The sequence below is a fragment of the Maridesulfovibrio sp. genome, assembly GCF_963678865.1.
Taxonomy (GTDB): Bacteria; Desulfobacterota; Desulfovibrionia; order Desulfovibrionales; family Desulfovibrionaceae; genus Maridesulfovibrio.
The window spans coordinates 3359817-3381619 of the sequence record NZ_OY787459.1 but is presented as its reverse complement, the minus strand read 5'-3'; the positions used below and the strand labels follow the sequence as shown (position 1 = coordinate 3381619).

The 21803-nt window shown below is 48.7% G+C and carries 16 protein-coding genes; 4 read left to right on the top strand and 12 right to left on the bottom strand.

Translation table 11 applies throughout. The features are described 5' to 3' along the window. Positions 1-198 precede the first annotated feature (198 nt). The gene (locus ACKU41_RS15445; RefSeq protein WP_319778368.1) at positions 199-1389 is read left to right on the top strand and encodes a PhoH family protein; all 1191 of its coding nucleotides are present in this window, start codon (positions 199-201) and stop codon (positions 1387-1389) included. Between the two features lie 234 nt (positions 1390-1623). Here ACKU41_RS15445 and ACKU41_RS15440 read toward each other — a convergent pair whose 3' ends face one another. The 3 genes from ACKU41_RS15440 to thyX form a co-directional block, all read right to left on the bottom strand. After that, complete coding sequence (locus tag ACKU41_RS15440) at positions 1624-2319, bottom strand: DnaA N-terminal domain-containing protein (RefSeq protein WP_319778367.1); 696 nt, start codon at positions 2317-2319, stop codon at positions 1624-1626. A 348-nt stretch (positions 2320-2667) separates the two neighbouring features. After that, positions 2668-4026 (bottom strand): chromosomal replication initiator protein DnaA, encoded by a 1359-nt coding sequence (locus ACKU41_RS15435; protein WP_321402039.1) that lies wholly within the window; start codon positions 4024-4026, stop codon positions 2668-2670. 981 nt (positions 4027-5007) lie between these two features. Then, a complete protein-coding gene (gene thyX, locus ACKU41_RS15430; protein ID WP_319778365.1) occupies positions 5008-5748 on the bottom strand; it encodes an FAD-dependent thymidylate synthase in 741 nt (246 codons plus the stop codon). A gap of 285 nt (positions 5749-6033) precedes the next feature. Here thyX and typA point away from each other — a divergent pair, with 285 nt between their 5' ends. Beyond that, entirely contained in the window at positions 6034-7881 is a 1848-nt protein-coding gene (typA, locus tag ACKU41_RS15425; protein WP_319778364.1) for a translational GTPase TypA, read from the top strand. A gap of 107 nt (positions 7882-7988) precedes the next feature. Here typA and ACKU41_RS15420 read toward each other — a convergent pair whose 3' ends face one another. Further along, on the bottom strand, positions 7989-9956 hold the full coding sequence (locus ACKU41_RS15420) for a PAS domain-containing protein (RefSeq protein WP_321402037.1): 1968 nt from the start codon (positions 9954-9956) through the stop codon (positions 7989-7991). Positions 9957-10134: 178 nt separating this feature from the next. Here ACKU41_RS15420 and ACKU41_RS15415 point away from each other — a divergent pair, with 178 nt between their 5' ends. Then, positions 10135-11145, top strand: coding sequence for an asparaginase (locus ACKU41_RS15415; RefSeq protein ID WP_319778362.1), 1011 nt, complete (start codon positions 10135-10137; stop codon positions 11143-11145). A 64-nt stretch (positions 11146-11209) separates the two neighbouring features. On the opposite strand, the gene ACKU41_RS15410 is transcribed toward ACKU41_RS15415, so the two are convergent. The 4 genes from ACKU41_RS15410 to ACKU41_RS15395 form a co-directional block, all read right to left on the bottom strand. Continuing rightward, positions 11210-11491, bottom strand: a complete 282-nt coding sequence (locus ACKU41_RS15410) for a peptidylprolyl isomerase (protein WP_136673822.1) — start codon at positions 11489-11491, stop codon at positions 11210-11212. A gap of 126 nt (positions 11492-11617) precedes the next feature. Continuing rightward, positions 11618-13123: a leucyl aminopeptidase gene (locus ACKU41_RS15405; RefSeq protein WP_321402033.1), complete on the bottom strand. Its 1506-nt coding sequence runs from the start codon at positions 13121-13123 to the stop codon at positions 11618-11620. Between the two features lie 89 nt (positions 13124-13212). Further along, a complete protein-coding gene (locus ACKU41_RS15400) occupies positions 13213-14343 on the bottom strand; it encodes an ABC transporter substrate-binding protein (protein WP_321402031.1) in 1131 nt (376 codons plus the stop codon). A gap of 103 nt (positions 14344-14446) precedes the next feature. Next, positions 14447-15922, bottom strand: a complete 1476-nt coding sequence (locus ACKU41_RS15395) for an STAS domain-containing protein (protein WP_321402029.1) — start codon at positions 15920-15922, stop codon at positions 14447-14449. Between the two features lie 146 nt (positions 15923-16068). Here ACKU41_RS15395 and ACKU41_RS15390 point away from each other — a divergent pair, with 146 nt between their 5' ends. Beyond that, positions 16069-16740, top strand: a complete 672-nt coding sequence (locus ACKU41_RS15390; protein WP_321402027.1) for a 4Fe-4S binding protein — start codon at positions 16069-16071, stop codon at positions 16738-16740. Positions 16741-16821: 81 nt separating this feature from the next. Here ACKU41_RS15390 and ACKU41_RS15385 read toward each other — a convergent pair whose 3' ends face one another. From ACKU41_RS15385 to ACKU41_RS15370, 4 genes are all read right to left on the bottom strand, one after another. Beyond that, on the bottom strand, positions 16822-17928 hold the full coding sequence (locus ACKU41_RS15385; protein WP_319778354.1) for an HD domain-containing phosphohydrolase: 1107 nt from the start codon (positions 17926-17928) through the stop codon (positions 16822-16824). 183 nt (positions 17929-18111) lie between these two features. Further along, positions 18112-18621, bottom strand: coding sequence for a peptidylprolyl isomerase (locus ACKU41_RS15380; protein WP_319778353.1), 510 nt, complete (start codon positions 18619-18621; stop codon positions 18112-18114). A gap of 48 nt (positions 18622-18669) precedes the next feature. Further along, a complete protein-coding gene (locus ACKU41_RS15375; protein WP_321402025.1) occupies positions 18670-19956 on the bottom strand; it encodes a DUF401 family protein in 1287 nt (428 codons plus the stop codon). Positions 19957-20085: 129 nt separating this feature from the next. Next, entirely contained in the window at positions 20086-21801 is a 1716-nt protein-coding gene (locus tag ACKU41_RS15370; RefSeq protein WP_321402022.1) for a tetratricopeptide repeat protein, read from the bottom strand. Positions 21802-21803: the final 2 nt, after the last annotated feature.

The following is a 21803-nucleotide window of genomic DNA, read 5'->3' as shown; positions in this document are numbered from 1 at the left end:
CAAAACATTAACCCAACCGGGATAAATTGAGGTTTCACAACTTACTCTTCATGTGTACTAAATAAATATGAGAGTGAAGCCGGCAGGGCAAACCTGCATATCCACCGGAACATCACGGATGTATTTTTCATAGCCAAGGCGATCTGACTACAGGTCGCCTTTTCTCTTTTGTAAAACCGCAAAAAGAGTTGAGGAATTATGGGACAGAAAAATTTTATTTTGGACACCAACGTGCTCATTGAAAACCCCAAATGTATCACCGCCCTGCGCAACGGAGTGGAAAACAAGGTCCACCTCCCTTACACGGTACTGACCGAGCTTGATAAGCTCAAGCGGGACCCGCGCATCGGTCACATTGTCTCACAGGCCGTCCATTCCATCCTCAAGGATGACAAGGTAACTATCCTTTCCCCAGAATTCGCGGAAAAACTGGGCGAACTCAGCCCGGATGACCGCATCCTCAAGGAAACCCTCAACGCTTCCATCGAGAACCCAATCCTGGTCACCAATGACCGCATCCTACAGATCAAAGCCGGAATCTACAGCCTGAAATGCGAGGAATACAAAGATTCCGACCCCTTCCGCTCAGATTCCCAGATGTACACCGGGTTCGTGGACGAAGGGCACACGCCCTATGTAAACAGCTTCCGCTGGGAGAACGGCAGCCCGGTTTTCTACGGCGACAAGGGCAGCAAGACCATTTCCTACACCCATGAAGTCTGGGGCGTGAAACCGCGCAATATCTATCAGAACCTTGCCCTTGAACTGATGCTGAATCAGGACATCAACCTAGTCTCCATCCAGTCCGAAGCAGGGTACGGTAAGACTTTTCTGGCTCTGGCCTCCGCCCTTTACCTAGCCCTGGAGAAAAAGGACAATCCCTTTGAAAAAGTGTATCTGGTCAAGCCTATCTGGGAAATAGGGGCCAAGATGGGCTACCTGCCCGGAACAGTGGAAGAAAAGATGCAGCCATATGTGCGCTATGTCCGCGACCTGACCGTAAAGCTGCACGAACAGCGCCCGGCCAACCGTATTTTCATGGACACTGACTCCGACAAATTCCGCTTCAACCAGAAAAAATTTGAAATCCTGCCCATCGCCTACATCCGGGGCATGAATCTCGAGAATTGTGTGGTCATCATTGATGAGATGCAGAATATGTCCCGTTCCGAAGTCCGATCTCTTTTGACCCGCATGGGCGAAGGCGTGAAATGCATCTGCCTTGGCGATACAAGGCAGGTGGACAACCCCTATCTAAACGAAAGCAACAACGGACTTAACTGGGTGGTCAAGAAGCTGCGAAACAACAAAGAATATGCACATATGGTCTTAAAAGGTGAACGCTCGCGCGGGCCAATTACGGATATGGTTTTAAAGACAGGGTTATAATTTTGATGCCTCCGGCAGTTGGGGAGGGGATTACTTTTAATAAGCTTCGCAGATAGCTTTACTAGACGACGTTCAAAATAAAAAACCGTCAGAGCTTTAATGCCCTGACGGTTTAATTTGTATGCAATATTTTCCGCGCTAAGCGGTGAAGCCCTGATAAAAAAATTTCTGGGATTCTTAAACCCTTTTCCCAAAAATGGTTCGAGGCCCCCGGCAGGTCCACCGGAGGTATCTTTACTTTTTAAAAATTCTTAAAAGCAATTCGTCCAGATCTTCGCCGTTATCGATGGCTGCGGAGATTTCGCCTTCGAGAACTTTGGCACCTTTGCGGACTTCAGAGACCGTGCAATCCATATTCAGGGCAACTTCATCGGCAGCGATTCCATAACGGAAACAGAGATAGTACAAAGCCCTGCGTGCCAGCAGCGCATGTTCGGTCTCCTGCTGCATCAGCTCCCGGAAAGATACTCCAAAAGCTTCCAGCACGGCATCAAGGATGGAATCAAAGGTCTGAGGGTCCAATACAGGGACGCTCTCAACAGCCTTTGCGTTGGCATCAACTTCACTGTAATCAACAGGCCTTGCTGCACTACGCACTATTCCGGTCAACCTGTTAATGCTGCTTAAAATTTCATCCACGGCATAGTAAGCGGAAACATCAGATATCAATTCCCGCGGCCTTTCTGCTTTGCCGCTTTCCAGATCAATGGTAACCCCGACCTTGGTCTCAAGCACTTCCTGCGCCGCATCCTTTATGCGATCCAGCAGATGCTCCTGCACCCAGTTCATGACGAACTCATTCGGCGCTGTAAGCTGCACAATCCCATCTTCGTAACGCGCTGACAAAGGATCCACCCAAACCCTTACCAGTACGGGATTTATACGCACAAGAAGCTTCTTCTTAATGGAGTTCCATACATTGGAATTCATTTTCTACCTCTGCAATTAAGACCCAAAAAAAGGCCGTCCAAAGACATTTACAAACCGGTTGCAATGAATATCCCCAAACCCGAAAAAGAGCAAACAGCTTTACGCTGTCACTCTTTTTCGGAAAATAAAAACGCTAACCATTCAAATATACAATTATCTTACTGTCCTGACATCAGGTGCCCAAAAAAGTGCCATAAGCAAGAAGCAGCAATAAAACAGGAACAAAGCATATACACATACGTGAATTCCTGCCTTATAACAGCCCCTTAGAGGTAAGGTCTTGTTAAGCTCGAAAACCGCGCTAACAATTAACTTTACGCCGCAAGTGGCTCTCTAGAGGCCGCCCGACTAAGGGGTAAGACGGTCTATTGTATCCTGCAACTGCCTACCGAGAGGAGTTTGCAGGGAAATTTCGCGTTCTACGTTGGTGATACCCTTAATCACGGTAGAATGTCTGCGGCCCAGTCTGGTCCCGATATCCTTGAGGGAGAGTTCGGTATGTTTACGGGCGAGGAAGAAAGCGGTGTTTCTGGCCAGTACGATCTGACGTTTACGGCTTTTTGAACGCAGTTGATCAGGTGTAAGCTCGTAGGAACGACAGATATGATCCACAATGGAATCATAACTGGGCGCGGCTCTGGCAATGGAATAGTTCTCCAACACCTGCCAGGCCAGTTCCTGCGAAACATCACGGTTTAAAAGTCTTGCCTTGAGCACGAGGTTCTGCAGGCAGCTTTCCAGCTGTCTTACATCGGTGGTAATACGGTCCGCCAGCAGCTCGGAGATGGAATCCGGCACACTGGTTCCCAAGCGACTGGCCTTGCTTTCAACGATTCTCTTTCTGGTCTCGAAATCAGGGGTGGAAATAAGCGCCAGCAGTCCCGAACTGAAACGGGAAACAAGCTGCTGATCAACTTTTTCCAACTCACGAGGCAGGAAAGAACTGGTCATAACCACTTTTGAGCCACGCAATTGCAGGCTTTTCAGGGTTTCCAGAATTTCATCCTGCATCTTCTGCTTGCCCTGAAAGAAATGAATGTCTTCCAAGAGCAGACAGTCCACATTGTCCCTGAATTCAGATTTGAAACGGGAAATTTCACCCGCTTTCAGGGCCAGAACCATCCTGTTTGCAAACTCTTCCGCTGTAAGGCAGGCAATTGAAATGTGCTTCTTGTTGCTGGAAGCACATAGATTTTTGCCTATAGAATGCAGCAGATGGGTTTTCCCGAGACCAGGCGCGGAGCTCAAAAAGAGCTGGTCACCTGGCAAGGAGTTGTCACAAAGACTTCTGGATGCAGCACAGGCAAGTCTGTTAGACTCGCCGATTACGAAATCGTCAAAAGAAAAACGCCAGCGGGGAAAACGAGTATTGACCACGGCAGAAGACATCATGGGCAGCCCCATGCTTGCCTGAACCGGACGTGCTACAACAGGCGCGGCCTTAGCCTTTACAGCGGGTTTTTCCACGGATTTCCTGACCCCAATCTCCACCTTGGGGCTGGTACCGAGAACCTGCTCGCCTGCTTCTCTAATGTTGTCCATAAGACGGTCCCTGACCCAGGCTGCAACAAAGTCATTAGGAGCATACAACTTAATTGTATTGCTGCTGACTTCTGCTTTCAGGGGCTTGATCCATACTTTGTACAGACCGGGGTTCAGGCCCTTCTCAAGAAATTTTAAAATTTTATTCCAGCTGTCTCTCATCATGAGTGGTTACCTAAGTCAGATTGAGCCAGAGTATCAACTCTTAATAATCCTGCGGACATCAAATGTTTTCCATTTTGTTTTCTACAGCTTAAGATGCTGTTTTTTATATACTTTCCTGTTACCCTTGCAAACATAGCTCAGAGGGCAGGCACCTTGTCGAGCGCCGCAAAATCAGGCTTAAGCACTTTCAAAATATTTTTTATCAACACATGTGGAAAACTTTTTCCACAAGTTAATTAACACATAACTCAATATTTTACAAAAATTCTTAATTTCTCTCATTGTCACATTTATTCTCGCCCATCATTTCTTAAAGCTTTTTTCTTATTCAAACGCCTTTTTTCCCATATAACTATCTGTATTAACATATCTTATTTACACATAATAAAAAATCATCACCAATCAGCAGTTTGCAACTTTTCTATTCGAACCTCGAGAACGCCTTAGAATAAAGGGTTGAGCACCATATGACTTTAGAACAAAATCTAACCTACTTAAAACATACAATATTTTATTACTTGACACTCTGTAACCCCTATGGACAAAGGATTTACATTATCTTCATTTACTAACATAGCAACCGGAAGCATGAGCACGATTGATCGAATAATCAATCAAAGTCTATAGCACGATCCCATCCAAATAAAATTACAGATAATATAACCAGATATATAGAAACAACGACCTGTAATGTGAAATAAAGAACTTTCATTTACAGAGCTGAAAAACACGCCGGGGTAGCGATTTCTACTAAAAATCATAATATAACATTCCTTATTACCCAAAAAGCTACCCAGCAAAGCACAAAACTGATCTCGATCCTTGATTTCGACCAATTTCAGACGATTTCAGATGAATTTAATCCAAAAAAAAAGCCCGCCCTAAAAACAGGGCGGGCTGACGGCTTCATTTTTAAAGAAAGCTCAAGAAAACATCACAGAAAAGAAATTCTGCGCAATAGTTATATAATGTAGCTTTCAATTACTTGTCGATCAACTGCTTCAGGGTCGGATAGCGTCCGCAGGCAAAACGCTCCGCTTCAGGGCAGTAGCCGAGCTGCTCACAGCTTGCCCCTCCATGCCGAAAAATAGCCGGGAATTCATCCTTGCAGATTTCAAGCATTTTATCGGCCATCTTGCGCACTTCCCACTGCGCCCGCTGGCAACAGCGCAAATTGAAAAAATGCATCAAAGAGCGACAGTTCATGGTAATTACAATCTTGGTTTCAGCCGCCTGAGGAAGCACAAAACGGGCATCCTCATTGGCCTTGGACTCACGCCCGGCATCAACAAGAATTTCCCGCAGATCCTTATAAGCACAGCTTACTTCTTCCATGAATTTTTCAAACCGTTCCCGCGCCTCGGGAATTCTGGCGATTGCCGGGGGGATGATGTAATCCATATCATTTTCAGTCACATAGCGCTGACTCTGCTGAGAATAGGACGCAATACGATGGCGCACTATCTGGTGCGAACAGGCCCGGGAAATTCCCTCAACGGCAAAAGTAAAACTGACATGCTCAATGGGGCTGTCGTGACCTGATTCAAGAACTTTTGAAACAAATTCGGCCTGTTTGTCCTTTGCAATTTCCCCGTCAAGCAACCGGGGCCACATATCGGCTACAAATCCGGCATGATAACACTGCCGAAATGAGGCATAAAGCAGCTCAAGGGCATTGGGGGTCATGGATAGAAGTTCCACTCGTAAATCTTTCTCAGGCATATACGCTCCTTAAATTTATGCCCCCTACATAAAGTAATTCATATCAGGGCGCAACTTGATATAGACAGCGCGGAGGAAAAGCAAGTCTGGCGCTCTAAACGAAAAAAATTCGCCAGAATGTCACCTGTAACCCTATTTTTTAGCTTGCCAGCCGCGTTAATATACCCTAACTAACGTCACCTTATCTCTACTTTAACCAGCCGCTGAGACTCTTGCCCCTATTTTCATACTGCACCTTATGTGCAGGGGATTTTTTTTGGCAAATCTCCGGCGCCGGAGGAATCCGTGACTAAACTTACCCAAAACGAAAAAATTAGAAATATAGCTATCATCGCACACGTTGACCATGGCAAAACAACCCTGGTTGACGGAATGTTCAAGCAAAGCGGACTGTTCCGTGAAGGACAGGAAGTCGATGACCGTCTCATGGACAGCATGGACCTTGAGCGCGAACGCGGTATCACCATTGCAGCCAAAAACTGCGCGGTAGATTGGAAAGGTGTCAAGATCAACATCATCGACACCCCCGGTCACGCCGACTTCGGCGGCGAAGTGGAACGTTCCCTGTCCATGGCTGACGGCGCAATCCTGCTGGTAGACGCTTCTGAAGGCCCTCTCCCGCAGACCCGCTTCGTACTCAAAAAAGCCCTCGAAGCCGGCCTTAAAATTATCGTTGTCATCAACAAAATCGACCGTGGCGATGCCCGCCCGGATGAGGTTCTCGACGAAGTTTACGACCTCTTCATCGACCTTGACGCCAACGAAGAGCAGCTTGAATTCCCCCTGCTTTACGCTATCGGACGTGACGGAATCGCACAGGAAACCCTTGAAGAAAAAGGTGAGAACCTGCACCCGCTCATGGACCTCGTGCTTGAACAGATTCCCGGCCCTTCCTTTGATGAAAACGAGCCGTTCCAGATGCTGGTTTCCGACCTCGGCTACTCCGACTATCTCGGCCGCCTTGCCATCGGTAAAGTAATCCACGGCAGCGCCAAACAGAACGAGCCGCTCGTCTGCATCAATGAAAAAAATGAGCAGGTTTCTCTGCGTCTGACCAAAATCCAGACTTACGACGGCCCCTCCTTTGCTGAAACCGACTCAGCCAATCCCGGTGACATCGTTGTTGTTTCCGGCATTGAGGACATCACCATCGGTGACACCATCTGCACCAAGGAAGCTCCCAAGGCTCTGCCGCGAATTACCGTTGACGAGCCTACCGTTTCCATGCGCTTCACCATCAACACTTCACCCATGGCAGGCCTTGAAGGCAAACTGGTCCAGTCTTCAAAGATTCGCGAAAGACTGCACAAGGAAACCCTGCTTAACGTGGCTGTAAAAGTTGAGGAAAGTGAAGAGAAGGACAGCTTCATCGTCAAGGGACGTGGTGAATTTCAGCTGGCTATCCTTATCGAAACCATGCGCCGTGAAGGATTCGAACTTTCAGTGGCCCGGCCCGAAGTTATTTACAAACACGAGGACGGCCGCAAGCTGGAACCCATGGAGCAGGTCTTCATTGACTGCGAAGAAGCTTTTCTCGGTGTAGTTACTGAAAAACTTTCCACCCGCAAAGCGAAGATGACCAACCTGGTCAACAACGGTAAGGGCCGTGTGCGTATGGAATTTTCCGCACCTTCCCGAGCCCTCATCGGTTACCGCGATGAATTCCTGACCGACACCAAAGGTACCGGTATCATGAACTCCCTTTTCGCCGGTTACGATGATTACCGTGGAGATTTCCCCTCCCGCTACACCGGCTCTCTTGTGGCCGACCGTGCGGGCAAGGGCGTTCCTTACGCCATCTTCAACCTTGAGCCTCGCGGCGAAATGTTCATCCAACCCGGTGATCCGGTTTACGAAGGCATGATCGTAGGCGAGCATAACAGGGACAATGATATAAACATCAACCCCACCAAAGAGAAGAAGCTCACCAACATGCGTGCTTCCGGTAAAGATGAGGCAGTTATCCTGACTCCCATCCGCCCCATGACTCTTGAACGGGCCATGCATTTCATCCGCGACGATGAACTGATAGAAATTACCCCTGAATCCATCCGTCTGCGCAAGGCAGAGCTTTCCGCAGCCAAACGCCACATGAGCCGTGGTAAGCAGCTCAAGGCCAAGGGCCAGAAATAATTACCACTCCAGAAACAAATTAAGCCGGGGAAAGTCTGAATTCAGACTTTTCCCGGCTTTCCCTTTTTCTACGCCAGCTTCCCTTTGACGTCATCTTTACCCGAGACTCAAACCAAACCTTGGGAAAATATTTCTGATACCGGTCCGCGCGGCAGCTGGATGGTAAATTTAGTTCCCCTGCCCGGATTGGAATCGATCCTGATAGTTCCGCCGTGGTTGCGGGTGATAATGAAATAAGCAACCGATAATCCCAGTCCCCCGTCTCCTTCGGGACGGGTGCTGAAAAAAGGCTCAAATGCCTTTTTACGGGTATAACTGTCCATCCCCGGACCGTTATCCTGCACTTCAATGGTCAGGTAGGCATTATTGCTGAATACCCTGATTACTATCTCCGGCGACCTGCCGTCACACCCTGAATCTATCATGGCTTGCGCTGAATTGCGCACCAGATTAAGCAAAACCTTTTCCAACTCACCTGCAAAACAAAGCACAGAAGGCAACTTTTCCTGAAAATCATTTACAATATTTATTTTGCGAAAATCGCAACCCTCTTCGCGGCAGAGGTCATTATCAACAATTGTGATTACCCGCTCCACGATATCCGGTATACAGCAGTAATCCTTTTTGTCTTCCGTCTTTCGGCTGAAGTAGAGCATATTCACAATGACTCTGGCTGCACGGGTCCCGGCTTCCTTGATTTCTTCAACCATGGTCAGAATTTTGCGTTCGCTAAGATAGTTACGCACGGACTCAAGAGAAACACCCACTTTCTCGGCAGCCTCAATATTGCCGGGCAGATCAGGAGAAAGCCTGCGTTCAATATTCTGGGCCGACTGGGTAATGATTCCCAGCGGATTATTGATCTCATGAGCCATACCAGCAGAAAGACTGGCCACAGTGGTCATCTTCTCAGTCTGGATCATCAACTCCTGAACCTTCATTTTATGGGAATAATCACGCAACACACCAACCATGCGCACCGGAGTTCCATTTGCGTCCAATATAAAACTGCCCTCATCTTCAACATAAAGGTAGCTGCCGTTTTTGCGCCTGAATCTATACACGGAGACAAAGGGACGCCCCTGGGCAATGCAATCTTCCAATTCGCTGAGCACCTCTCTCAGATCATCAATATGAATTCTGTCTTCCCAGCCTTTGAGGTTCACGGACTCAAATTCATGGTTCTCATGCCCGGTAATTTCCTTAATCGCACCGGACCAGACAATCGCACCGCTCCCGATATCCAGATCATACACCATCTGACCGGTCTTCTCCGCCATAAGCCGATAACGCTCTTCGCTCTGATGCAGAGCCTGCTCTGTCAGCAGAAGCGGCGTAACATCGGTGATGAATCCTTCAAGTGAGCTTGTCCCGTCGTCACCGCGGGTCTCCACTCCCTTTGCCCAGACCCATTTTTCTTCACCAGAAGCCGCTCGTATTTTATAAATTATTTCAAAAGGCTCACGATCTTGCACAGCTTCCTGAACACATTCCCAGACATGCGCCTGATACTGGGGCAGGATAATATCGGAATAAGAAATATCCCGGTTACCCAGAAATGCGTCCGGTTCGTAACCAGTCAGCTCACGGCAGCCCTCGCTGACAAAATTCATGGTCCAGTTGACATCATTCTCGCACCGGTAAGCCATCCCCGGAAGATTGCTCAGCAACGTGGATAACAGCTTTTCTTTCTCGTACAAAAGATTCATTTCCGCTGAAGCAATACTGCCGTCTTCTGATACCGGAAGACCTTTAAGAATAATAAGGCCGGAGTCATCGTGATACACACCTTTCCAGTTAATCCTTCCCCTATCGTTTGTTGATTCAAAGCTTCCTGCCGGCAAGGGATCTTTTGCCATGATCATGTCCACGTATCCGCTCAGCCCTTCCAGCAAAGGACTTTCTCCTGATGAGCCAAGATATTCACCGGCTGTCAGTTGTCCTGAAAGAAGTTCTGCTTCTTTGCCGCCCACAAAAACAACCCGTTTATTTTCATCAAGGCCGACAACTACTCCGGGATAATCCTGAGCTAGAAATTCGATACCCTGCATGATATATCCTTCTAAAACAACCACGCTTGAAGCAACCTCCCAAGCAATAAATCAGAAAACTTGGTTCAACCATATCATATCCGGCATATAAAAGCATATTTTTTTTAATAATTCGAACGGGACAGCGCCGTGCAGAACTGTTGCCTTCCCAGAACTACTGGAGTACCAGATTCCCTTAAGATTCTATCTTTAGGAGTACACAATGAATTCGAAAAATATATCAGGTGAAGTTATCCTCATTTTTACCGGAGGAACCATAGGCATGAGCGAAAAAGCTGATGCCGGAGGTGTGGTTCCGGACGACAATTTCACCAAGCTTCTTAATGAAGTCACCCCGGACGGGCACGACATCAAAATCAGGCCGGTACTCTGGTCGGACATTCCCAGTCCGCACATGTGTCCAGAAAGAATGCTCAAACTGGCCCATGATGTAGAAAATTTTCTGACCGAAAAGCAAGTGCTGGGTGCGGTTATCCTGCACGGAACAGACCTGATGGCCGAGACAGCCTACGTACTGGACATGACCGTATGTTCACCCAAACCGGTAGTCCTTACCGGAGCTATGCGCTACTTTAATGAATCGGGCTATGACGGAATCCGCAATCTTGTTGATGCCGTGCGAACCTGCCTGCTGCCCCCGCCGGAAGGAACCGATGTCATTATCCAGATGGCGGACAAACTTTTCGCCGCCAAGAACGCCATCAAATACAGCTCATTGAATGTGGATCCCTTTATCGGCCAAAATACCGGGAGAATCGGCTTCATTGCCGGAGAATCAGTAATCCTCACCCGAGCCAAGCCGGGCCGCAGACCGAGACTGCCCTTTCCGGTAACAGCCATGGCAGACAAAGTTCATCTGGTGGCCTGCCATCCGGGTATGGATTCCACGGTGCTGGAAAAGCTGCTTGAAAATGAAGTCAAAGGTATTGTGCTGGAAGGCTTCGGCGCAGGGAACACCCCTCCCGGAATAGTCCCCGGAATAGAAAAATGCATTGAGGCCGGGATTCCGGTGGTGCTCTGCACCCGCTGCGTGGAAGGCGGAGTCTGGCCCATCTACGCCTATCCCGGCGGAGCCGCCAACCTGAAGCAGAAGGGGGTCATCATCGCTGGAGAGCTTTCAGCACTCAAAGCAACCCTTCTCCTGCAGATGCTGCTGGGGTCGGGATATCCCTGTGATAGAATCGAAGAAATATTTGCAGAAGAGAGTGTGTAATTTAAAACGTAAAAAAAGCCCCGACTTGTGTCGGGGCTTTTTTGCTACAACGGAAAAGAGTTGTTTAGTCTTCGCGGCTAGTGATTTCCAGCAGGTGGTAACCGAACTGTGTTTTTACCGGGCCATGAACTTCGCCAACTGCTTCATTGAACACAACGGTGTCAAATTCCGGGACCATCTGGCCGGGGCGGAACTCACCTAGATCTCCGCCGCGCTGTCCAGAAGGGCAGCTAGAGTGTTTTTTTGCCAGTTCACCAAAATCTGCGCCGTCCTGAATTTGTTTTTTCAGGTCCAGACAGGTTTGTTCATCACTAACCAAAAGATGGCGGGCAGATGCTTTTGCCATGTATGTGCTCCTGTAAGCTTAAAGATAAGATTTTTAATAAACCATGTGATCTTGCCGTTGCGATTTTGTGCGTCGCAAAAAGATGACCTTGCATGAATACGCGTGGACTGCAAGGTGAAATACTACCTACATATCTTCCAGATCAATACGTTCCGCTATCTCCACCAGCGTACGTACTCCGAACCCGGTTCCCCCTGCTGATCCAGCGGGAGTCTTTTTCTTGCGCCATGCCGGTCCGGCAATATCAAGGTGTGCCCACGGAACATCTTCGGGTACGAATTCCTTGAGGAACATCCCGGCATGAATGGTCATGCCTTCGCGCGAACCGATATTCTTAAGATCTGCCACTTCACTCTTGAGTTCTTCTTTATATATATCCCAGAGTGGCATCGGCCAGAACCTCTCTCCAACTCTCGTACCGGATTCTATGACCAGATTCTGCATCAGGGCGGAATTGTCCATCACCGCAGCCACATCCCAGCCGAAAGCCACAATACAGCCACCGGTCAAGGTTGCTAGGTCAATAATCGCAGCGGGTTCAAATTGTGCGGAATAGGCCAGAGCGTCACAAAGCAACAGGCGTCCCTCGGCATCTGTATTTAAAATCTCAATGGTCTTGCCTGAAAAAGAAGTAACCACTTCTCCCGGACGGGTGGCACTGGCATCAGGCATGTTGTCGGCGCAGGGCAATATGCCCACAACAGGCAGATCCGGCTTGATCGTGCCGATAGCCCGGAAAAAACCGAGAATAGCAGCAGCTCCACCCATATCGCATTTCATATCCTCTATGAACCCCGTAGGCTTGAGGGAAATGCCTCCGGTATCAAAAGTTACCCCCTTACCCACCAGAACCAGCGGTTTCTGTCCTTCTCGATCCTTGGGACAATACTCAAGGGTAATCATCCGCGGTTCGTCATTTGAGCCGCGGAAAACCGAAGCAAATGCGCCCATGCCTTTATCAATGATCTCCTTGCGTTTCATGGCCTTGAATTTAAATCCGTACTTTTTGGCCAATTTCTTGGCCTCATCAGCAAGATAAACCGGATTGGCGACGTTGGGCGGCAGATTAACAAGATCACGGGCATAGCCCATGCCCTGCCCCACAGCCTGTCCCTTGAGAAGCATCTCCGCCAGATGGGCAGGAGGTTCATCTTCGGTCAAAAAACGTATTGTTTCGGGAAGGCCCTTTTTCTCATCCTTTTTGGATTTGAATTCATCAAAAGAATACAGCCCTTCTATGGCCGCCACTACAAAATGTTCCAGCTTATCCTCAAGTGGAATGCCTTCAAACGCCACAAGGGGCACACCTACCGTGCGGAATTTAAGTTCCCGGCATTTACGCAGGGCCGTGCTGACGGCCTGCAGAAATTTATCTACGCAGAAATCCTTTTCCTCACCAAGTCCGACCAGCAGCACCCGCTGCACAGAAGAACCGGAACCGTAAATTACGGAAGAATTATCCAGTTTCCCGGAAAAATCCCCTAGAGCAGGAGAACCGGCAACCCAATCCGCATCAGAAGCCATCCATGAAGAAAAACCGGGCAGATACTCATCCGCATCCTTAAAAGCAAAAAATACAACCGCATCCGCAGACCATGCGGATGCCGGTTCGGTAATAATGCTGAATTCCATTTACTGCTCCATATTGCTTGCTTAAATCAGTCTGGATATATCCAAACTTATTTCCATGAAAACTCTCTATAAATTTGATCCGCACAACACTAATTCGGACTGACCTGTTCCACAAAAGAGAATGTACCGTTTACGTATTTCACAATATCTACAGTCTTCACGGGAACTCTCATCCCTTCGGGATAGCTGAATTCACCGGTAACCCCTCTAAAACCGGCAGTTGCAGATAAAGCCTTACGCACCGGCTCCGGTTTGGCAATCCCCGCTTTTTCAACAGCCTGAGCCAGCAGCATGACAGTATCGTAACCGAGGGCAGCAAAACCTGACTCTGGATTTTTCCCGAACATGCGTGCGTAACTGTCGACGAATTCCTGCACTATGGGGTCCGGATTATCAAGGGCAACATGGGTGGCAAAATAAATGGAATGAGCATATTCCGCCGGTATTTCAAGCAAACCGGGAGTATCAAAACCATCGCCGGAAACAATAGGCTGATCAAAACCGGCCTTGCGTAATTCGGTGATATAACCGGGGGCGTCCGGAGGAATGGAAGACATGAAAATCAGATCCGCGTCTTTTGCTCCACCTTTTGGCAGGGGGTATTTCTCAGCGCCGGAATTGTACCAGACTTCATCCACAATGGATCCGCCGTACTTGCGGTAACGGCGCTTAAAATATTTGGAAAGGGCCTTAGTGAACTCATTGGCTATATCGGTCCCCACAAAACAGCGGGAAGTATCGAGCCTGCGCTTAGCGAATTTTGCAACTGCGCGGGCCTGCATATTATCCCCGAAAGCGGTCATGAAAAAATATTTCCCATACATGTAGGGCAGGTTCTGCATGGTAGCCCCGGAGGTGATAAAAAGAATATTCTTGTCAGTAACAGCAGGAGCAGCAGCCATAACATAGTCAGTGTCATTGAGACCGATCACTGCCAGGATATCATCCTGCCCGGCAAGGGCCTCGGCAGCAATTGCCGCAGACTCCAGATCTGACCTGCAATCTGAAATCACAAGGCTTAATTTACGGCCCGATATTCCGCCCCCGGAATTGATTATATCTTTTGCCAGCTCCATACCATGTAAGCCGGGACGGTCAATGGCAGCCATATCTCCGGTAAGATTATAAAGCACTCCGACCTTGATGGTCTTCTCACCGGCAAAAGCCGGAACGGAAAGAACTGCTGTCAGCAACAGGCATACAGCCATACGAAACCACATATATCCTCCTCAGGATTCCTCTCAATATAATAACTTGATCTTTCCAGCTTATTTACCCGCAACACAAAGCAGCAGGCAACCGTAATCTGTAAACAGAGTGCGCTTATTTATTCTGCTTTTCCAGTTTAGCCTGCTGGGCTTCAAGAAAACGCTGAAATTTGTTGAGTTCGGCCTCCCTCTTCTCGGGAACAAGAGGAAATTCGGACTCTTCCCGGTAACGCTTTTCCGCAAGATTCCGGTTAACCGGAATTTCTGTTCCCTGCCACCCCGCACTGTCCCTGACCAGCCTCTGTATGTAACTGACTCCCAGAAATGCACGGGTAACACGGCTGTTATCACGCAATTTACGCATATCCTTGAACTCGGCTTTTGCCGAAACTTCACGGACCATCTTATCAAGGCAGACTATTTTTTCAGGCATATGTACCTGCTCAAAGACGGCTGCATGATTGTTGAGAATTTGCCCCCGATCCCCGGCTGTAGCCGGATCAATGTAGAAAGCGGCATACAGACCGGACAGGTCGTAAACAGAAAGATCGCAGGAAAGATCTATGCCTACCCCGCAGGTCAGGCAGGTAACATCCCGGTGCCGGGGCAGCACATCCCGTTTGAACCATTCATCACTGTTGGATGGATCTGTAATGGCCCTTTTGTTCTCCGGTGCAAATTCCCGCACCGGGGAACGCATCATGGTCCCGGCCAAGAGTTCGCCGGTCTGCATCCATGCCGCAGTACCCAGAACGCCCTTGAAATCGCGGCGCCTGCGCCGGGAAAGCAGAAACAGCCCCCGGTATAGACGGTCCAGAGTGGTCCCGCCCTCCTCGCTTGATTCAAACATTATGTATTCATTAAAACCGCCCGCAAGAGTCAGGTTGAACGGGGTACGTATCATCACCGACCCGGTATCATTACGCGGAACCAGAAAATCAGCCAGATCGTGACCGTCTGTAGGCAGCCAGCCCATAGTCCCGCCGATGGTGATCATGGACCCGAGCACCTTCATATAGTCATCCGGAACCTCCCCCAGACCGCCGACACCTATGGAATACTCAGTCTGGGAAAAACGGCGAGAAAAAATGCGTCCTTCGTCCACCCGAGAATGAAAAATGTCCGCAACTGAACCGATAACTTTCAGCTCGGCCTGCGAATTCTCACCGGGAATAAACCTGAACTTCCCTATTGGAGAATCCGCTATTTCCATACGGTCCCAGTTTTCAAGGGCCTGTCGTTCCCAATGTACGGACTGCAAAAAGGTTATGGCTTCACTGCGAGTGGGAAAGATATTCAGCGAACGTGTCATTCCGGCGGTTTCGAGAACATTGCGGCAATAGGAACAAAGGGCGCAGATTGCCAGCGCTCCGTTACGGCTGCGCAAAATTTTCATAGTCCGCACAATAGAACGTATACCGGCACTGCTCAGGTAACCGACATCAGTCATATCAAAAGCCACGCAGGCCAGATTCTCATCGGCCAGTATATTCTCAAGGGTCCGGTCCAATTCTCCGGAGCCATAGGCGTCAACCCTTCCGCCCATGCCGACAACAACGGTATCCCCGTGTCTGCGTACTGCTATTTCCATTCACAACTCCTGTTCAATACCCTCAGGAATATGTTATCATGTTCAGGGTCAGCATAGGCATAAGCATAGAGGATTGTGAAGTTGCTTCTGGAAAAACTGTACTATTTTTTCGGGCTCTGATAATTATGTCTATAAGAGGGTAAACCATGAAAAGAATCCTGAATTTCAAGGATGATTTTGCCAAAAAATTCCACGGTAAAATCATCCCCACCCGAGAAGCGCTCAAACTACTCAAAGCCATGGTGGACAGCTGTTCCATACCGGAAAGAGCACTGCCCAATGGTAAAACCCCTGTTGTGCTTTTTGAATCACCCTGCCCGGCATCAACATCGATATCATCCGTGGCGGAGGTTTGTATTTTCGCGGGTGAGCTTCATGCATCTGAAACAATCAGGAACTATCCGGGGAAATCCCGGCAGATAAATGAAGATGAGGCTGTTAGGATTCTGGAAACCAAAAATGCAAAAGGCCATGTGCATTACATTCGCTGCAAGGAAACAAAATCAGGACCATTCTATGCCATCTGCAATTGCTGCCCGGAATGCTGCGAAACAATGAAAGTCGAACACGCTGAAGTTTCGATTCTGGTTCCTTCAGGGTATATCGCTGTAGTGGACCCGCACAAATGCATAGGCTGCGGTCAATGTATGGAATACTGCCCTTTCGGGGCCATGAACCTGCGCGACAAACGCATGCGCATCAACCCCAGAAAATGCATGGGCTGTGGGGTTTGTACCAACAAATGCCGCAAGGACGCCTTAAGTCTGGCACGCAACAGGAAGCACCCCGAACCCTTGCTGGTAGACAAACTTAAATAACAGCTCCAACAGGTCCAATGTAGTGTTTCCAAACTCGTAACGATGTTTTTTTAAAAAGACTCTGATTTTGAAGATGCCCTGCTAACCGTCAGGAAAAGTCCGCCGCAGTTCTAAAATTTCATCCAGATTATCAAACAACAGATCGGTAAGTTGCGGATCGAATTGCTTGCCCCTTCCTTCTTCGAAGTAATTCTTGATTTTATCAATGGGCCATGCCTTCTTGTAAACACGCTCGCTGCCCAACGCATCGAAAACATCCACAATCCCAGTGATACGGCCATAAATATGAATGGCTTCCCCGACAAGACCTCTGGGATAGCCGTTACCATTCCACCACTCGTGATGCTCATAAGCCACAATAGCTGCGGCCTTGATGATAGGACGTTCTGAATGCTTTAAAATTTCATGCCCTATGGTGGTGTGGGTCTTGATGAGCTGAAACTCTTCAGGAGTCAGTTTACCGGGCTTGTTAAGCACTGTATCGGGGATGCCGATCTTACCGACATCGTGCATGGGAGAGGCAAGACGCAACAGATCTGATTCTTCTTCGCTAAGGCCGTAGCGCCGCGCTAGAATATAGGAAAGTTCAGCAACCCTGCGGACATGGTTGGCGGTTTCATTGGAGCGGGTCTCAACAACTTCACCAAGGGTAAGGATGACTTCCTTCTGAGTTTCAATAACTTCATCCTGAATAGCCATCAGGGCATCCTGAGCCTCGCGACGAACTTTGACTTCGTTGCGGAGGGCTTCAGTCCTTCTCTGAACCTCGGCTTCAAGGTGTTCCTTATAGAGTCGGTTCTCCTTGACCAGAGAAGCCCGCTCAAGCCCCTGCCTGAGAGCATGCTCCAGAATATTGAGGTCGACGATGGGCTTGGTCACGAAATCCCAGGCCCCCAGACGAACAGCTTTTATGGCATCCTGAATGAGCCCGGCACCGGAGACAACAATGATAGGAGTATCCGGACTTTCGGAGGTAACATGCTCAAGCACCCCGAAACCGTCAACTTTAGGCATATTCAAATCAACCAGAACAGCATCGGGATTTTCCCGCCCGAAAACTTCAATCCCTTCCTCTCCATCACAGGCATCAATAATGTTGAACCCGGAATCACTGAGATAGTCGCTGATTGTTTCCCGTACGAAATCTTCATCATCGATGACGAGTATAGTTAATTCAGAATTATCCAATGGTTACCCCTGATAATTTATGCTCTACAACTTCAAATTCCACCACTCGAATAAGTCATAGCAAAAAAACAATATATTTAAAACTGTTATTCTATAAGTACATCAAAGAAATAATTAAACAAAGAAGGCACTGGAAAGCAATACTTTCCAGTGCCTTAAAGACGATATAAACGCTATAAAAAATTAATCTTCAAAACGTTTCATGGAAATAATGCTGATGGGATCAACCGGAACATCATCCATAGGACCGTAAGAACCGGTCTTTACTTTCTTGATTTTCTCCACGGCTTCCATACCGTCGATAACTTTACCGAATACGCAGTAGCCCCAGCCCTGAGGATTCTTGGCAGTGTGATCAAGAAAACCGTTATCCTTCACGTTGATAAAGAACTGTGCGGTTGCGGAATGAGGGTCCATGGTGCGAGCCATAGCCAAGGTGCCCAATTCGTTTTTGAGCCCGTTGTCTGCTTCGTTTTCAACAGGTTCGTGGGTGTCTTTCTGTTTCATGGAAAAGTCGAAACCGCCGCCCTGAACCATAAAATTATTGATAACCCTGTGAAAAAGGGTTCCTTCATAGAAACCTTCATCAACGTAACGCAGAAAATTTTCTACGGTTTTAGGGGCTTCTTTCTCGAAAAGCTCGATCAGTACTTCACCTTCAGGTGTTTCCATCAGTACCATGGGATTGGACATATTTAGTTCCTCCGATTTTTTATCTTACCCGCTGCGGGGATTTATCATCTACAATAAAACAAAAAAGTACGCCACTCCGAGCAACATAAGCATCAAACTGGGAATGACAACCTTTTTCCATGCCTCGACCATATCCACTTTGAAATATTCACAGGTCAGCAGAAAACAAATATGCAGTGGAGAAGCCATAATCCCGGCAAAACCGCAAAACATACATAATACCGCCCAAGCCGGTAGTTGGTGCTGAAGTCCTGCAGCCTGCACAAGACCTACAACCAACGGCATGGCTGCGCCGACAAAAGCCAGGGTTATCCCGGCGATGAAACCGACCAGAAACGGTACAAATACTGCCGCTGCAATGAGAGCAGTCTCCCCTCCGGCCAGACGGGCCAGCTCATCGACCACCCCGCAGGCCCCGAGAATATCCTTGAATACGAAAACGCAGATAATCATAAAAATCATATTCAGGAACCGCTTTTCAAGCAGCAGGGCCCGGATAATAGGCATGGACCCATGGTTAGCGGTCAAGGAACATAAGACCGCTGCCAGCAAAGCCAGAACAATCCCTAGTTCAAACGGAATACCGGGAAAGAAAAAGCTCAGCAAAGTTTCAAAAAGAAAGGCGCCCACGATGGCGACGATCAGCGGCAGCCCTTCCTTGAGAACTTTCCCGAAATCTCGGACATTGGCTGAATCATTGAACGCGCTGCCGTTATTTTTCATAGGCAGGACAGAAGGCCGCAGGTAGAAAAAGCAACCCAGCACAATACAGGCGAGTGAACCCGGAAAAGTATAACCTATATATTCAAAAACACTCATCCCGCACAGGGATGCTGCAAGGATCATCCCCGGATAAAGAGGCCAGGCCAACTCCCAGAGATGGCGGAACCAGTAGTTGATGACAACTTTATCCCGTCCTGAGACATCAAGCCCGTTGGCTGCTTCCTGAATCATGGGGGCGGAAAAAATGGCCCCGCCGGGCATGGGCAGCAGACCGATAAGCGCCGGGAAAAATACCAGCCGCAAACGGGGACTTCTCAAATATCCGGTCAAGGAATCCATTATCCGCCCCGCCTGCCCTGTTTTCTCCAGCAACCCGGACAAAATCATAATCAGGGCTACTATCAAGGCCAGAAAAATCGTCTTGTCATCCGTCAGGGCTGCGCCGCTGACTTCAAGAACTTCCCCCATTTTCATGGAAGTGAGCACCGCCAGCACCCCGCCACCGGCCAGAATGGAGGGACCGACGCCAAGCCGGAGTCTGATCCCGGCCAGCATACAGATAAAAACAAATAAAATTTTAAATAAAGGAAGGAGGTTGTGAATAAAATCCATACATTACCCCATACGCGGAAAAAAGATTTGCAGCCCGCAGCACACAAGAAAAGTCATCGGCACAGGACAGAGGAGGAAGAGTACTATTCCACCTGAAATGGCAATACGCCAAAACGAATGATTACTCAATCAAGGAATCAAGGTCAGATTCTTACGGGCGATCCTGTTCCCGGGATCAATCTGCAAGGCTTTTTGCAACCATTCTTTTGCGTGCGCATTGTCGCCGCGCATGTAATAGAGCAAGCCCATATTAATCATATGGTTTGGTTCGTGCGGTTCAAGCGCGCTCGCCTTGCGCAGGTCGGTCAAAGCGGCATCGAATTTACCCTGCTGCATATAAACGATACCCCGGTTACCCAACGCCGGGGCGTAATCAGGATTGATATGTAAAGCCCTTTGATAAAGATCCAGTGCAGTATAGAGGTCGCCTTTGCGGCTTAGAATTGAGGCAAGGCTGCTCATGGCTTTGTAATGGGAAGGATCAGCCTTGAATGCTGCCTTGAAATGTTTTGCAGCTTCGGTCAGATTCTTTTCCCGCTCCAGCAGATTGCCGTAGTTGTAATGCATATGATGATTATTCTCGGTCACAGACAACGCGCGGACGTAAAGAGACTTGCTGTCTTTCCAGTATCCGGCCTGTGCGTAGGCCCCGGCCAGCAACACTGCCACCACAACCGAACCAACTGCGACAACGGCCTTGCCGGGCATCTGTCTTTCTCTTACCAGCCGGGCTGCGCCGAAGGCAATGAGCATATACACTCCCATGAAGGGAATATAGGCATAACGGTCGGCCATGGACTGGTCGCCTACCTGCACCAGCCCGATTACAGGAACCAAAGTTCCCAGATACCAGAACCAGCCAACAGCGCCGAGAGGAAATTTCTTGATAAAACGGACCGCAACCGCCGTTACGCCGATCAGGAACACGGCAGCCAACAGCGGCTTCCAAAAAGGAATCTCATGCGGATAAGGATAAAAAACTGCAAGATTTACCGGGGCAACCAGCTCTCCAAGATATGCCACATAAGAAACAAGGGCATTGGATAAACGCAACCCCAAAGGAAAAGATTCCACGCTCTGCATAGCCCCACCGCCCTGCTGGGCCATAACGGTCAGCACTGACGAAAGCACGGAAAGACCAAATAACGGCAGTTTCTCAGCTATCAATTTCACCAGCCCGGTCAGAGGGCTTTTAGAAAAATCAATCCTGCTCAACGGCCAGATATCCAGCAAAACCAGCGCTGCAGGCAGGGTTACCACCATGGGCTTTGCCAGAATTCCAAGTCCGGTAAAAAAGAAAGTCAGCCCATAGGAGGCCATGTTTCTTGATCTGGCCCAGCCCAGCCAACTGTGCATGGCGCATAGCCAGAAAAAAGTTGAAAGCACATCCTTGCGCTCCGCTACCCAGGCCACGGATTCCACATGCACCGGATGCACGGCAAAAAGGGCTGCGGCAAAAAACGACGGAACCAAACCGTCTTCATCAAATTCTGCAGTAGCCTTGAGCAGGAAAAAAAAGAACAGCAGCACATTGCAGAGATGAAAGAACACATTGACCAGATGACGCGCCCCAGCCGAATCCCCGAAGAGGGTCGTATCCAGCATGTGCGAAACCACGGTCAGGGGGTGGTAGTTTGAAAGCTGAAAGGAACTGAAAGCCCAGCTGATATTCTCGGTAGAAATTCCCTGCATGACCCGGGGGTTGTTGGTCACGTAACTGGTATCATCATAAGTTACCAGCTCAAAACTGCCGCACTGTCCGTAGACAACAAGCACCAGTGCGGAGAGAATAAGCGCCGCAATCAACCCTTTCTTCATTCCGTTTTCAACTTTCGCACCGCTCATGA

Coding starts and splice junctions, on each gene's coding strand:
- ACKU41_RS15445 (WP_319778368.1), top strand. CDS start 199: ATGGGACAGAAAAATTTTATTTTGGACACCAACGTGCTCATTGAAAAC.
- ACKU41_RS15415 (WP_319778362.1), top strand. CDS start 10,135: ATGAATTCGAAAAATATATCAGGTGAAGTTATCCTCATTTTTACCGGA.
- ACKU41_RS15380 (WP_319778353.1), bottom strand. CDS start 18,621: ATGTCCAATCCCATGGTACTGATGGAAACACCTGAAGGTGAAGTACTG.
- ACKU41_RS15390 (WP_321402027.1), top strand. CDS start 16,069: ATGAAAAGAATCCTGAATTTCAAGGATGATTTTGCCAAAAAATTCCAC.
- ACKU41_RS15435 (WP_321402039.1), bottom strand. CDS start 4,026: ATGATGAGAGACAGCTGGAATAAAATTTTAAAATTTCTTGAGAAGGGC.
- ACKU41_RS15375 (WP_321402025.1), bottom strand. CDS start 19,956: ATGGATTTTATTCACAACCTCCTTCCTTTATTTAAAATTTTATTTGTT.
- ACKU41_RS15440 (WP_319778367.1), bottom strand. CDS start 2,319: ATGAATTCCAATGTATGGAACTCCATTAAGAAGAAGCTTCTTGTGCGT.
- ACKU41_RS15405 (WP_321402033.1), bottom strand. CDS start 13,123: ATGGAATTCAGCATTATTACCGAACCGGCATCCGCATGGTCTGCGGAT.
- ACKU41_RS15370 (WP_321402022.1), bottom strand. CDS start 21,801: ATGAGCGGTGCGAAAGTTGAAAACGGAATGAAGAAAGGGTTGATTGCG.
- ACKU41_RS15395 (WP_321402029.1), bottom strand. CDS start 15,922: ATGGAAATAGCAGTACGCAGACACGGGGATACCGTTGTTGTCGGCATG.
- thyX (WP_319778365.1), bottom strand. CDS start 5,748: ATGCCTGAGAAAGATTTACGAGTGGAACTTCTATCCATGACCCCCAAT.
- ACKU41_RS15400 (WP_321402031.1), bottom strand. CDS start 14,343: ATGTGGTTTCGTATGGCTGTATGCCTGTTGCTGACAGCAGTTCTTTCC.
- ACKU41_RS15410 (WP_136673822.1), bottom strand. CDS start 11,491: ATGGCAAAAGCATCTGCCCGCCATCTTTTGGTTAGTGATGAACAAACC.